General features: G+C 69.8%; 9 protein-coding genes and 1 tRNA gene. 7 read left to right on the top strand and 3 right to left on the bottom strand.

Annotated elements, in window-relative coordinates; genetic code table 11:
* Positions 1–205: 205 nt before the first annotated feature.
* The 5 genes from ACH4PY_RS11505 to xerC all read left to right on the top strand — a co-directional run bounded on the left by ACH4PY_RS11505 (position 206) and on the right by xerC (position 7,521).
* Positions 206–3,406, top strand: coding sequence for a VWD domain-containing protein (locus ACH4PY_RS11505; RefSeq protein ID WP_398179138.1), 3,201 nt, complete (start codon positions 206–208; stop codon positions 3,404–3,406).
* The gene (locus ACH4PY_RS11500; RefSeq protein WP_398179135.1) at positions 3,403–4,140 is read left to right on the top strand and encodes a pre-peptidase C-terminal domain-containing protein; all 738 of its coding nucleotides are present in this window, start codon (positions 3,403–3,405) and stop codon (positions 4,138–4,140) included. The genes ACH4PY_RS11505 and ACH4PY_RS11500 overlap by 4 nt, the downstream gene beginning before the upstream one ends.
* Positions 4,141–4,547: 407 nt before the next feature.
* Entirely contained in the window at positions 4,548–5,645 is a 1,098-nt protein-coding gene (locus ACH4PY_RS11495; RefSeq protein ID WP_398179133.1) for an integrase core domain-containing protein, read from the top strand.
* A gap of 382 nt (positions 5,646–6,027) precedes the next feature.
* Entirely contained in the window at positions 6,028–6,294 is a 267-nt protein-coding gene (locus ACH4PY_RS11490; RefSeq protein WP_398179130.1) for a helix-turn-helix transcriptional regulator, read from the top strand.
* A complete protein-coding gene (xerC, locus tag ACH4PY_RS11485; RefSeq protein ID WP_398179127.1) occupies positions 6,295–7,521 on the top strand; it encodes a tyrosine recombinase XerC in 1,227 nt (408 codons plus the stop codon). It begins immediately after the preceding gene.
* A gap of 196 nt (positions 7,522–7,717) precedes the next feature.
* On the opposite strand, the gene ACH4PY_RS11480 is transcribed toward xerC, so the two are convergent.
* Both ACH4PY_RS11480 and ACH4PY_RS11475 read right to left on the bottom strand, forming a co-directional pair.
* A tRNA-Pro gene (locus ACH4PY_RS11480) sits at positions 7,718–7,791 on the bottom strand.
* A gap of 98 nt (positions 7,792–7,889) precedes the next feature.
* Positions 7,890–8,423 (bottom strand): hypothetical protein, encoded by a 534-nt coding sequence (locus tag ACH4PY_RS11475; RefSeq protein WP_398179124.1) that lies wholly within the window; start codon positions 8,421–8,423, stop codon positions 7,890–7,892.
* A gap of 258 nt (positions 8,424–8,681) precedes the next feature.
* On the opposite strand from ACH4PY_RS11475, the gene ACH4PY_RS11470 reads away from it, so the two are divergent.
* Complete coding sequence (locus ACH4PY_RS11470; RefSeq protein ID WP_398179121.1) at positions 8,682–11,816, top strand: glycoside hydrolase family 2 TIM barrel-domain containing protein; 3,135 nt, start codon at positions 8,682–8,684, stop codon at positions 11,814–11,816.
* Complete coding sequence (locus tag ACH4PY_RS11465; protein ID WP_398179118.1) at positions 11,813–12,430, top strand: GNAT family N-acetyltransferase; 618 nt, start codon at positions 11,813–11,815, stop codon at positions 12,428–12,430. Before ACH4PY_RS11470 ends, ACH4PY_RS11465 begins: the two co-directional genes overlap by 4 nt.
* Here the strand turns inward: ACH4PY_RS11465 and ACH4PY_RS11460 are convergent.
* Entirely contained in the window at positions 12,352–13,656 is a 1,305-nt protein-coding gene (locus ACH4PY_RS11460; RefSeq protein ID WP_398179115.1) for a site-2 protease family protein, read from the bottom strand. The genes ACH4PY_RS11465 and ACH4PY_RS11460 overlap by 79 nt on opposite strands.
* Positions 13,657–13,741: the final 85 nt, after the last annotated feature.

The raw sequence follows: 13,741 nt of genomic DNA, 5'->3' as shown, positions 1-13,741 counted from the left end.
CCGAGCACGATATCAGGAGACAAGGTCAGCCCTAGCAACTCTCAACAACGCGGACTTTTGATAGAAAAACGGACACAGTCGTATCGGAATAACCCCCTCCGATTTTCCTGCCTCCGGAATGGCCTGTTCAGCGTTTCGGGACCGTCATCGAAGGGCAAAAATTCTCCTTGTCGACGCGATTCACATGGGTCTAGCATCCCTACCCATGGGTAAATCACGGGTATTCCGGATCGGCTCACTTCGCCAACTGTGCTTGTTCATGGCGTTGGTTATGATTGCAGCTTTGTTTTCCCCGATAGAAAGTGCCTTGCTCCCCACGAAGGCCTATGCGACGTCGTGCAAAAACAGCGACGACTGGGGAGTCGGAAAAGATAACGGGCGTAAGAGCCTACCGCGCTGCATCAACCAGGGGATGTACAAGACGCGCCGCCGGCTGTCCACGTCGCCAGGCTGTCTCGCACCTCCGAACCCCAAGTGGTACACGCAGGACCAGTGTGGTCAGGGAGTCGAGTATATCGGGCAATCACGCGCCATCAGGTACCTCAGCGATCACCTGGAAACCCCCAGCCAGGGGCTGATCAGCCCGAATGTGCAATGGGAGTTGCAGCTAGGGAAAAATCGCGCGGACATCGTCGTGTACGACCGCGACAATGCCGCTGCCGGCGTGGACGTGTACGAAGCCAAGACGACCGAGAATAATACCTGGGAGAACTGGCCGACACAGGTAAATGGGTACATTCAGCAGTTGACGGCAGCCGGCATGGCCGGGGTTCGTCGCGGCAAGGTCCTCAACCGTTGGGGCCCGTACTCTGACGAGTTTGTGGTCAGAGGTAACGCCAAGGACTGCAAGAAGGCCGACGGCAGCCCCGGGTACATCTGGCGGACATGGCATGCTACGGCGCCGGAAGACGGTCTCCTGAAAATCGACCCGGTCGGAAAGGAAACTTGCGGCGACGAGGACAAGCAGCCCGAGAATCCGTCGAGCCCGAACCCTCCCTTGCTCATCGACGTCCCCGAGAACCTTCCGAAAGCGATCACCACTCTGGGCGAGGGGACTGGGGCGGCCGGCGATGCGGCAGCTCTCGGAACTCCTGAACTTGCGGCAGCACAGCTCGTCGCCGAGGAAGAGTCCTTCCTCGTCGGCACCAGCGGGGCAGCCATCCTGACCGAGGCAGGATTCCTCACACTGGAGGCCGCGCTCGGCGCGGGGGGTGTGGTGTTCACCGCGTTTCTCCTCTGGTACCTGATCCATCATGGCGGGTTGGCGAACGGTGATCCGCACATGACGACTGTAGATGGGCTGAATTATGATCTGCAGTCCGCCGGTGAATTCACGCTCGCACAATCGGAAAAATACGGGCTGAACGTCCAGGCGCGTTTCACCCCGTTCGATGACGTCCTTCCGGTGTCGACGATCAGCCGCCTCGCCATGGAGGTCGACGAGTACCGAGTGGAATTCGCTTCCGACCAGATGCTCATCGACGGTGCAGTACACAACCTCGGCCGTGGCAAGATCCTCTCGCTCGGTCAAGACGGGTACGTCCTCCGCGATGCTGCCGGCGACTACCTTGTCCTGCCGAGCGGGGTGGGCGGCCCGGTGGTGTCCTGGCAGCCGGGGTCTGGCTCTGCCGGCCTGTGGGTGCCGCCGTCGAAGGACAGCGACCTGGTCGGGCTGTTCGGCAACGCGAATGGGAACCCGACGGACGACCTGAAGCTCGCCGACGGCACACCGCTTCCGGCGAACGCGACCCCGGCCGTCCTGCACAGCGACTTCGCGGACTCCTGGCGCATCAGTGACGACGAGTCCCTCTTCACCTATGCCGATGGCGAGAGCACCGCTACATTCACGGACCTGACCTTCCCCGACACGATCACCACCGTGCACGACCTCACGCCGGACCAGGTGCGCCTCGCCTCGGCCCAGTGCGAGGCAGCGGGCGTGGGCCCCGGCCCGGCGTTCAACGGCTGCGTCCTGGACCTGGCGTTGACGGCGAACACCGACTTCGCCACAGGCGCGGCGCAGCAGGAGAACATCGGCTACGACCCGAATGCCCGGGGCGTGGACAGCAACGGAGATCTGTCCTTCGACTTCGAAGGATCGTTGCCGACGAATCTCGCGCCCGTTCGGGCATCCACGGATCCGTCCACGACCGCCTTTGCCGGGCCGTTCAGCGGCGACGACGACTACCGCTTCTACGTCGAGTCCCTGCCCCCTCACCTGCAGGGCACCCTGGCCTTCGATCTCCTGGCCATCGGTGACTGGACGGCCGGCACCGACACCAAGACCATCAGCGTGCAGACCGACAGGAAGAACCCGTCCACGATCAGCCCGCAGTCGCTGACGCCGACATCGACCGGCACGCTTGCCGGTGGCGTGCCGTACACGGTGTACCGGGTGGCTGTGCCCTTCACCCACGCCGACAGCGAAGCCGAGTTCAAGATCTCCGCCTCGGGAGTCACCGGCATCGCCAACCTCGCATTCGGCATCGACAACGTCGCACTGCATGTCGATGTCGTGCCACCGCAGACCTTCGCGACGTCGCTGCCCCTGTCGATCTCCGACGGCGTGCCAGGAACCGGCGCGGGAAACTTCGAAAACGGGGCCGCCGAAGACAACTACACGTTCGCTGTCTCGGCAGGGCAGTCGATCTTCGTCGATCCACGGTCCTGCCCCGGCGGGACGGGGCAGCTCGAATGGGAGCTGGAGAACGCGGCGGGAGACGAGGTGGCCTCCGACTACGGGTGCATGGGTGACGAGGCCGACAACCTTCCTGCGGGGACCTACCGGCTACGCGTTCACACCCAGAACCAGACGCCAGGCACGTACACGCTCAACGTGACGAGCATCCCGTCCGAGATCTCCGCAACCGCCGCTCTCGACGGATCTTCGTCGACTCTCACCACCACGTCACCAGGTCAGAGCGGCCGATGGACGTTCACCGGGACGGCCGGCCAGCGGGTGTTCCTGACCTTCCACGACGGCACGATGGACGACTACGACGCGGAGGTGACCGTCCTCAAGCCGGACGGAAAGCAGCTGTACAACCCCCAGTACTGCGGCAATTCCTGCAGCTTCGACACCGCCGTACTACCCGCGGACGGCACCTACACCGTCCGCTTCGACCCCGAGGACGACGCAGTCGGCTCACTGACCGCGTCCTTCCTGACCGTGCCCGCCGACGTCACCACAACAGTGGCAACCAACGGCACCCCGGCAACCCTCACGACCGGAATCCCCGGCCAGAACGCACGCTGGACATTCACCGGAACCACCGGCCAGAAAGTCTCCTTCGGCCTGTTCAACGGCACCCTGGACAGCTACGACGCCTCGGTCTCCGTCCTCAAACCCAACGGCACCGTCCTGCTGCCCTGGCGGTACTGCGGGGACTCCTGCAACTTTGAATGACGACGCTGCCGACCGACGGCACCTACACCGTCCTGTTCGACCCCGACGGCGACCTCACCGGGTCGATGACCGCAACCGTCTCCACACTCGTCACTGCTGTTGCAACAGTCGGTGGTCCGGCCGTGACCCTCACCACGACCGCACCCGGGCAGACCGGGACGTGGACATTCACCGGCACGACCGGACAACGGGTGTACCTCGACCTGTCCAACGGCACATTCGACGACTACGACGCCACAGTCTCCGTCCTCAAACCCAACGGCACCGTCCTCCTCGACGAGCAGTACTGCGGAGTCTCCTGCGGCTTCGACACCACCACACTCCCCACCGACGGCACCTACACCGTCATCCTCCGACCCGACAGCACCACCTACGGCTCCCTCACCCTCCGCATCTACCAAGTACCAGCCGACGCCACCACAACCATCGCCACCAACGGCACACCCTCCACGCTGACAGCCGGAACTCCTGGCCAGAACGCACGCTGGACATTCACCGGAACCACCGGCCAGAAGATCTCCTTCAGCATGTCGAACGGGACCTTTGACGACTACGGTGCAGAAATATCCGTCCTCAAACCCAACGGCAAGGACCTCGTCGCACCTAGATACTGCGAGGAATCCTGCACCATCGCAGCCACGAAACTGCCGACCGACGGCACCTACACCATCCTTCTCCACCCCATAGGAACCGCCACCGGTTCCCTCACCGCCACCGCAAAACTGACCAGCTAAGAAAGCGGAAAAAGCGCTTTGCGTTACCGGGGCAGCCGAACAGTGCAGTGACCAGAAGGCGGCCTCGGGGCTGACGCCCGGGCGCCCTGCGCAACCGAACGGACAGCCCGCAGAACGTAGCCACCTCGGGGTGGCCGCCGAACAAAAGAGGCGGCCACCCCACACCCTGCGCAGTTGTCCAGACTGCTGGTGAGCGGCGCCATGCTGCCGCCCACCGCAGGAGAATGTTCTTCCTGGAACGTTGACACGGCGCCCCGCCGTCGCAGAGATCGAACAGCCAGACGCTGCCCCTGCCGATAACCTCATCCGCCCTGGTGGGAGGGTGTGCGAGATGCGGCATGTTCAGGTAGGGGCAGCCGCTCGAAGGCCCTGGCATGGACGGCGAGGCCAGGGAATGATGATCTGCTGTGCTGCTGCGACTGGCCTACCTGACCGTGACGAACGCGTTCGCGATGCTACGTCTGCTCCCCATGAGCGATCGGGAGCGGGACACTGAGATCCTCGCGCTGCGGCATCAGGTCATGGTGCTCGAACGTCAGCTCGGAAACGAGCGGATCCGGTTCACACGAAGCGATCGCGCGTTCCTGGCAGCTCTGCTGCACCGGTTGCCACGGGACGTGCTGCGCGGACTGCGGCTGCTGGTACGTCCGGACACGGTGCTCCGCTGGCACCGCGACCTGGTCGCACGCCGTCACGCCGCCATGTCCCGACCGAGGCGTCCGGGAAGGCCGCGAACCGTGCGCTCCATCCGCGTCCTGGTGCTGCGGCTCGCCCAAGAGAACCCAAGCTGGGGCTACCGCCGCATCCACGGCGAGCTCCTCGTCCTGAACGTGAAGGTCGCTGCATCCACCGTCTGGGAGATCCTCAAGGACGCCGGCATCGAGCCGGCACCCGAGCGGACCTCCAGCACATGGGCGGACTTCCTGCGCTCCCAGGCCGACGCTATCCTGGCCTGCGACTTCTTCGAGACTGTCACCTTGTCCGGGGCGCGACTGTATGTGTTCGCGGTGATTGAGCATGCCAGCCGCAGGATCCGGATCCTCGGCGCAACCGCCCACCCGACCGCGGTATGGGTGACACAAGCCGCGAGGAACCTGGTCATGGACCTCGAGGACGCCGACTGCCGGACGAGGTTCCTGATCCGCGACCGGGACGGGAAGTTCCCCGCCCTTTTCGACGCCATCCTCAACGGCGCGGGGATCCAGATCGTACTCAGCGGCATCCGAATCCCACGCATGAACTCGATCATGGAACGGTGGGTGCAGACCTGCCGACGCGAACTCCTCGACCGCACCCTGATCTGGAACCAGCACCACCTGCTCCACACCCTGCGGGAATACGAGGAGCACTACAACTCCCACCGACCGCACCAGGGCATCGCGAACGCCCGTCCCCTCCAGCCACCCCCGATACCGGCCGCGAATACGAGGCAGATCGACCACCTCGACATCCGACGGCGCGACCGACTCGGCGGCATCCTCCACGAATACGAACGTGCCGCGTGACCTGCACGGATGACATTTTCGGCAGGAGCAGGGCTGGGCTTCGCTCCTGTTCCCCGCGCTGTCCCTGCGTGCCACGTCCGATGGCAAGCGTGGCACCTGCCTCTGGGCTTGGGGCGCACCGCGGTCCCAGTCGCTGGATCGCCACCACCCCTGTGCTCGCTTCCGCGTGGTGAGGCTGTTCCGTCCGATGGCGCCGACCCCACTTGAGGGCCGATAACACGGAAAATGCCGTCAGGCAAAACGCATTTCCTGATGAAGATGGACGGTGGACCGCAGTTCAACCGGTAGGTGTTCTCCGATGGGGAATCCTCGCTGGGCTTGGATGCCGCGGCTCCTCCGTCCGTTGTTGTGTCTGCTCCCGCAGCCGGTGCCAAGGAAGTGCATGCCGCAAGACCCCGAAATATTCATGACGAACCTCGAAGAGACTCAGGGCTACCTACCGGCCTCGCAGTTGCTGACCACCGAGGAGGTGGCCCGACTGCTGCGCGTTGATCCGTCGTCCGTCCGGCGCTGGCGTGCTGAGCGGCCGCCGCAGGGACCGCCGTTCATCCGCCTGTCCGAACGCGTCGTCCTCTACGACGTGAACGACCTTCAGGCCTGGCTGGACGACCGCCGCACCGCGCCCGCGGTTCGCCGAAGGGCGGCATGATTGCCGTACGTCCACCAGCTTCCGATCGCGGTCGAACTCTCCGACGACATCGAGTACCGGCCCGACCGCCCCACCCCCTACCGTGCCCGCGTCCGCTGGACCGACCCCCAGACCAAAAGGCGTCGCTCCCTGTCCGAGTCGCACCGGGAGGAAGATGCGGCGAAGGCATGGATCGACTCGCTGCTGAACTCGGCCGCCCGCGGCATCGACCCCGCCACAGCCACCCAGGCCCTCGCCGAGTACGGCGACACGCACATGGAGTTGGCGCTGCGGGGCCTGGAGCCGAAGACGACCGACCCCTACCTCGCGGGGTGGCGGCTGCGGATCGTGCCCGCGCTCGGACACCTGCCGGTGACCATGGTGACCAACGGCGCCGTGGACCGCACCACCTACGCCTGGATCGCCGACGGCGTGGGCCGCTCCTCGGTCAAGAACACCCTCGCGGTCCTGGTGCGGGTCATGGAGCAGGCCGTCCGCGACGGGCTGATCACCTTCAACCCCGCCCGCATCAGCGGCTGGCAGCGCCAGTACCAGCTCGCCCAGGACGAACTCGACGACCCCCGCTCCCTCGCGCTGCGCGACTGGGACGCCCTCCAGGAACTCGCCGCGGCCCTCGTCGCCCGCTCCCACGACCACTACCAGGGCTGGGGCGACGTCGTCGTCTTCGCCGCGTGCACCGCGGCCCGCATCGGCGAAGTCTCCGGCGTCCGCGTGCAGGACATCGACACGACGAACTGGATCTGGACCGTCCGCCGCCAGACCACCCCCTCCCCCGGCGGCCTCGCCGACAAGAACACCAAAGGCAAGACCGCCCGCCGCGTCCCCATCATCGAAGAACTCCGCCCGACGGTCGCCGCCGGCATCCTCGCCACCGGCGGCCGCCCGGACGCCAGGCTGTTCACCGGCCCCCGAGGCGGCCGCATCACCACCGCCGTCCTGCGCGACGCCACCCACTGGGACGACGTCGTCCAAGCCCTCGGCCACGAACACCTGCGCCGCCACGACCTGCGCCACACCGGCCTGACATGGATGGCCGACGCCGGCGTCCCCCTCCACGTCCTGCGCCTCATCGCCGGACACGGCTCCCTCCACACCACCCAGCGCTACCTCCACCCCGACCTGCAGTCCATCACCCGCGCCGGCCACAGCCTCAGCAACCAGCTCACCGGCACCCGCACCCCGCCACCGCCACCGCCCGCCCTCGCGGCAACACTCCGCCGACTGTAGGAAGTCCACAATCCGCCACTCCGCGACCAGAAACCTGGTCCCCAAGAAAACGCCCCCTGACCTGCGGGTTTTCTTGAGCAACGGTCCCCCGGTGGTCCCCAGACACTGACGCACCATCAGTTGGAAATCGTTCCCGAAAACACCGAAGGGCCCGCTGACCTGGCCAAATGCCAGTCAGCGGGCCCTTCGCGCACCGTCGGGACGACAGGATTTGAACCTGCGACCCCTTGACCCCCAGTCAAGTGCGCTACCAAACTGCGCCACGTCCCGGTGCCTGGCCGTTTTCCGGGGTGATCCCGGGTGGCCGTGCACGAGAACAATACCGCACCTCGGGGGGTGTTCGCTCGCACCCTTGGGTGGGGTGGGGGTTACGCAGGGTCGGCGGGTGGTGACGCGGGTGGGGTGGTGGGGGGAGCGGCGGGGGTGGGGGTGTGGCGGCGGGCGTCCTCCGCGCTGTTCTGGGCGCCCAGGGTGCCGAAGTAGAAGCCGGAGACCGTGGCCAGCACGGTCATCAGGGCGGTCACGATGGTCTTGCGGAGGTCGCCGGAGTCCGCGCCGGACGAGAGCATCGCGACCGCCAGGGCGAAGCCGACCAGGGCCAGGATCAGGATGGCGATGACGCTGCGGGTCAGGCCGCGGACGCCGCGGGGCTCGCGCAGATCGCGGAGGAAGTCGCGGACCTCCTCGTCGGTGGCCGCGCGGTCGATCAGCTGGTCGGTGAGCTGCTGGCGCCAGGCAGTGGCCCGGCGGACGTCCATGATCAGCGGTACGACGGCGACCGCGGCGATGACCACGACGACCGCCGCGATCAGGACGAAGGCCGGGCCGCCCCTGAGGCCGTGGATCGGCTCCCCGGTGCCGGACGCCGTGGTGACGGCGGTCACGACGGGTGAGTACGTCATGGTGGGTCCCCCCAGTGGTTCCGGGCGGGCAGGATCCCAGTGCCCGGCGGGGCGGTCAAGCCCGCGGCCGGTTGCGCGTCGGGTTCCGCAGTGGGTGGCAACCGCCGTACGGAATGGGGTGGTTGGACATCAGTGGCCGGTACATCTGGCCTTATGGCCGTCGGCTCAGCAGAATCGGTGCTGCGGATCTTCACAGCGGCCCCTGCAAGCGGGAGAGCGCTGTCCGCGGCACGGCCGAGCGACGAAGGAGCAGCGACGATGCACGAGGCGGAACCGTCGGAGGGCCTTGCGTACTACGAGGACCCGGGGCCCGGCTCCGGGGCGGTCGCGCCGCGCGCCTGGTGGGCCGTGTCCGACGCGCGCCGGGTGTCGCTGGGCGGCGACTGGCGCTTCCGGCTCTCCCCCACCGCGCGCTCCGCGGACGACTCCTTCGCCCGGCCCGGCTTCGACGCCTCCGGCTGGGACGTGCTGCCGGTGCCGTCGCACTGGGTGCTGCACGGAGAGGGCCGCTACGGGCTGCCCGCGTACACCAACGTGCGCTACCCCTTCCCCGTCGACCCGCCCTACGTGCCGGACGAGAACCCGACCGGCGACCACCTGCGCAGCTTCGACCTGCCCGACGACTGGCCCGGCGGCGCCGCGGTGCTGCGCTTCGAGGGCGTCGAGTCCTGTGCCCGGGTGTGGCTCAACGGGCAGGAGCTGGGCACCTTCAAGGGCAGCAGGCTGCCGGTGGAGTTCGAGGTCGGCGAGGTGCTGCGGCCGCGCGGCAACGTGCTGGCGGTGCGGGTGCACCAGTGGTCGTCCGGCAGCTACCTGGAGGACCAGGACATGTGGTGGATGCCCGGCATCTTCCGCGAGGTCACGCTGATCGAGCGGCCGGAGGGCGCGGTCGCCGACTTCTTCGTGCACTGCGGCTACGACCACACCACCGGCACCGGCACGCTGCGGGTGGACTGCGATCCGGCCGGCACCCTGACCGTGCCGGAGCTGGGGCTCGACATCCCGACCGGCGAGCCGGTGATCGTGCCCGTCGAGCCGTGGTCGGCGGAGCGGCCGCGGCTGTACGACGCGGAGCTGGCGACCGAGGGAGAGCGTATTCCGCTGCGTATCGGCTTCCGTACCGTCGCCGTCGAGAACGGCGTGCTGACGGTCAACGGGCGGCGGATCCTCTTCCGCGGGGTGAACCGGCACGAGTTCGACCCGGACCGCGGGCGCGCGCTGGACCAGGAGACGATGCGCGAGGACCTGCTGCTGATGAAGCGGCACAACATCAACGCCGTGCGCACCAGCCACTACCCGCCGCACCCCGCCTTCCTCGACCTGTGCGACGAGCTGGGCATGTGGGTCGTCGACGAGTGCGATCTGGAGACGCACGGCTTCGAGGAGGTCGGCTGGCGCCGCAACCCGGTCGACGACGAGCGCTGGACCCCGGCGCTGCTGGACCGGGCGGCGCGGATGGTGGAGCGGGACAAGAACCACCCGTCGGTGGTGATGTGGTCGCTGGGCAACGAGTGCGGCACCGGCGCGGGGCTGTCGGCCATGGCCTCCTGGATCCGCGAGCGCGACCCGGCCCGGCCGATCCACTACGAGGGCGACCTCTCCTGCGCCGACACGGACGTGTACTCGCGGATGTACGCCGACCACGCGGAGTCCGACCTGATCGGCCGCCGCGCCGAACCGCCGCTTTCGGACCCCGTTCTGGACGAGCGGCGGCGCGCGATGCCGTACGTGCTGTGCGAGTACGCGCACGCGATGGGCAACGGGCCCGGCGGGCTGTCGGAGTACCAGCGGATCTTCGAGGCGTACGAGCGCTGCCAGGGCGGCTTCGTATGGGAGTGGATCGACCACGGGCTGCGCCGCACCGCGGCCGACGGGACCGAGTTCTTCGCCTACGGCGGGGACTTCGGGGAGGAGCTGCACGACGGGAACTTCGTGTGCGACGGGCTGGTCTTCCCCGACCGCACGCCTTCGCCGGGGCTGGTCGAGTACAAGAAGGTGATCGAGCCGGTCACGATCACGGGTGACGCGGCGCGCGGCGAGCTGACCGTGGCCAACCGGCAGGACTTCGCGGACCTCTCGCAGCTGGCCTTCCGCTGGGCGTACGAGGTCGAGGGCGAGACGGTGGCGTCGGGGCGGCTGGAGGTGCCGCCCACCGGTCCCGGGGAGAGCGCTCTCCTTCCCCTTCCGGAGCAGCCCGCGGACGGCCCCGGGCGGGAGGCGTACTGGACGGTGCGGGCGGTGCTCGCCGAGGACACCGCATGGGCCCCTGCCGGGCACGAGGTGGCCTGGGGACAGTTCCCCGCGGCTGCCCTGCCGGGCACCGCCCAGCGCGTGCGCCGGGGCCGCCCGCACTCCCCGCGGACGGGCCCGGACGGACTGACGCTGCTCGGCCCGGGTGTCTTCGACCCCGTCACCGGCGCCCTGCGCGGCCTCGGCGGCGTGCCCGTCGAGGCTCCCCGGCTGGACGTCTGGCGGGCGCCCACCGACAACGACCGGGGCATGCCGTGGTTCGCCGAGTCCCGGCTCGCCGACCGGTGGCGGGAGGCGGGCCTGCACCGCCTGCGGCACCGGGTGGTGCGGGTCGCGGTGGGCGGCGACGCCCTGACGGTCACCTCGCGGGTCGCGCCCGCGGCCGCCGACCGCGCCCTGCACACCGTGCTGACCTGGAGCGCGACCGGCGACCGGCTGCGCCTGGACGTCGAGGTGACGCCCGAGGGCGACTGGGACCTGCCGCTCCCCCGGCTCGGCGTGCGGCTCGGGCTGCCCGCGCGGCTCGACCGCGTCGAGTGGTACGGCGGCGGGCCGGGCGAGGCCTACCCCGACAGCCGCGCCGCCGCCCGTCTGGGCCGCTGGCGGGCCGCGGCGGACGGACTGGCGACCCCGTACGTCCGCCCGCAGGAGAACGGCGCGCGGGCCGGGGTGCGATGGGCCGAGCTGCGCGGCGCCGACGGGACCGGCCTGCGTGTCGAGGCCGCCGCCGCACGGGTCGCGGCCCCGGCCGCGTCCACCGGGTCCACCGGGTCCACCGGGCCCGCCGCCGCCCAGGCCGGGTCCACCGCCGTCCAGGCAGGGCCCGCCGGGGAGCCCGGCCCGCGCACCTCCCCGGCGGGCCCCGGCCCGCACGGCGCCAGCGTGCCCGACTTCTGGCTCACCGTCCGGCCGTGGACCACCGAGGCGCTGGACGCCGCCGAGCACACCACCGACCTGGTGCGGGACGGCCGGCTGTGGCTGCACCTCGACCACGCGCTGCACGGCCTGGGCAGCGCGTCCTGCGGGCCCGGCACGCTGCCCGAGCACCGGCTGGACGCCGCCCCCGCCGCCTTCTCCTTCCTCTTCGCGCCGCTCGGCCCCGCCGGGCCGGACGCACCGCCCACCGACCGGGAGCCGCAGTGACCGTCACGATCCGCCCCTACCGCCCCTCCGACCTGCCCGCGCTCTACGACATCTGCCTGCGCACCGGCGCGGCGGGCGGCGACGCGTCCGCCGACTACCCGCCGGAGGACCGCGACCTGCTGGGAACCCTCTTCGCGGCGCCCTATGCCGTGCTGGAACCGGAGTCGGCCTTCGTGGCCGACGACGGCACGGGGCAGCCGGTCGGCTACATCCTGGGCACGGCGGACACGCCGGGCTTCGTCGAGCGCTTCCGCGCGGAGTGGCTGCCGAAGGTCGGCGACCGCTGGCCCGCGCCGGAGGGCGACCCGGCGACGCCGAGCGAGGTCATGGCGTGGCTGCTGCACTGGCCGGAGCGGATGATCGTCCCTGCGGTGTCGGGCTACCCGGCGCACCTGCACATCGACCTGCTGCCGGGCCACCAGGGGCAGGGCCACGGGCGGGCGCTGATGAACGCCTTCCTCGGCTCGCTCGCGGACCGCGGGGTGCCCGCGGTGCACCTGGGCATGCTGACGGCGAACGTCTCCGCGCGGGCCTTCTACGACCGGCTCGGCTTCCATGTCATCGACGTGCCGGACGCGGGCGAGCTGACGTACCTCGGGCGCGCCACCTCGTAGAGCGCTCTCCCCAGCCGTACGGACAGGGTCTGCCCGTACGGCGGGGCGGGGCCGGCGTCGTCAGTGGCTGTGCCCGGCCCGGTGGCCGGTGGGGGGACGCCAGGCGGGCGGTGGGGGCGCTTGCCTCGCTGCACGAGGCCGAGGATGTCCTGGACGGTGACCATCCCGACGACCCGCCCGTCGGACAGGACCAGGATCGGCCGTCCGGCGCTCAGCACACCGTGTTCCAGGACCTCGCCGACCTGTTCGTCCGGCCGGGCCAGGGTGCAGCTCTCCAGCGGCGCGGCCAGGTCCCGTACCCGCACCTCGGCCGTACGTCCGGCCAGGCCCGCGCGCAGGGCTGCGGGTTCGACGACGCCGGTCGGGCGGCCGTCGAGGTCCGTCACGGGGACGACGGGCTGGCCCGCGGCGCCGGGAGCGGTGTCGGTGAGGAAGCGGTCCACGGTCTGCCAGTCCTGGCCGGTGACCGCGGGCCGCATCGCGTCGCCGACCCGGACCCCGCGCACCGCCTCGGCGAGGGTCGCGCGGCGCACCTCCGCGGCGGCGGACATGGCGACGAACAGTCCGAGCAGGGCGAGCCACAGGCCCGAGCCGCTGCCCGCGAGGAATTCCAGCCAGCCGCCGACGACCATGAGCGCGCCCGCGACCTGGCCGCAGCGCCCGGCGACGCGGGCCGCCCGGTCGCGGTCGCCGCGCACGCGCCAGATCACCGCCTGGAGGATGCGGCCGCCGTCGAGCGGGCTGGCGGGGATCAGGTTGAAGGCGGCGAGCAGGATGTTGGCCCAGCCGCTCCAGGCCAGCACGGCGGCGGGCAGCAGTGCGTGCGGGGCGGCGTTCACGCCGACGGCCGCGGCGAGGAACACTCCGCCCAGCAGCGCGCTGGTGAGCGGGCCGACCGCGGCGATGACGCCCGCGGTGCGCGCCTTGGCGGCCGTTCCCATCCGGGTGACACCGCCGAGCGCGAAGACGGTCACGTCCTTGACGTCCACCCCGGCCCGGCGTGCGACGAGGGCGTGCGCGGCCTCGTGCGCGAGCAGGCTCAAGGTCAGCAGCAGCGCCCCGGCCACCGCCCACAGCCCGTAGGCCGTGCCGGAGTGGCCGGGGGCCCAGTCGGGGAGCACCCCGGCGGCCAGTCCGTAGGCCAGGACGGCGACGAGCAGCGGTGCGCTCCAGTGCAGCCGCAGCGGGACGCCGGCGATCCGGCCCAGTGGCAGCGATCCGTTCATCGCACCTCCCGTGCCCGGCCGGCCCGGCCGGGCCCGTCGTGGCAGGTTCCCCCGCCGCGCGGGCGGGGTGCCTTTCCCTTCCAGT

The organism is Streptomyces sp. NPDC021224 (assembly GCF_044332905.1).
Classification (GTDB): Bacteria; Actinomycetota; Actinomycetes; order Streptomycetales; family Streptomycetaceae; genus Actinacidiphila.
Note: the sequence above shows the minus strand (reverse complement) of the source record. Positions and strands in the feature narration are given on the sequence as shown.

Excerpts from the sequence above, each read along its gene's own strand:
- ACH4PY_RS11470 (WP_398179121.1), top strand. The coding sequence starts at position 8,682 with ATGCACGAGGCGGAACCGTCGGAGGGCCTTGCGTACTACGAGGACCCG.
- ACH4PY_RS11500 (WP_398179135.1), top strand. The coding sequence starts at position 3,403 with ATGACGACGCTGCCGACCGACGGCACCTACACCGTCCTGTTCGACCCC.
- ACH4PY_RS11490 (WP_398179130.1), top strand. The coding sequence starts at position 6,028 with ATGCCGCAAGACCCCGAAATATTCATGACGAACCTCGAAGAGACTCAG.
- ACH4PY_RS11460 (WP_398179115.1), bottom strand. The coding sequence starts at position 13,656 with ATGAACGGATCGCTGCCACTGGGCCGGATCGCCGGCGTCCCGCTGCGG.
- ACH4PY_RS11475 (WP_398179124.1), bottom strand. The coding sequence starts at position 8,423 with ATGACGTACTCACCCGTCGTGACCGCCGTCACCACGGCGTCCGGCACC.
- ACH4PY_RS11505 (WP_398179138.1), top strand. The coding sequence starts at position 206 with ATGGGTAAATCACGGGTATTCCGGATCGGCTCACTTCGCCAACTGTGC.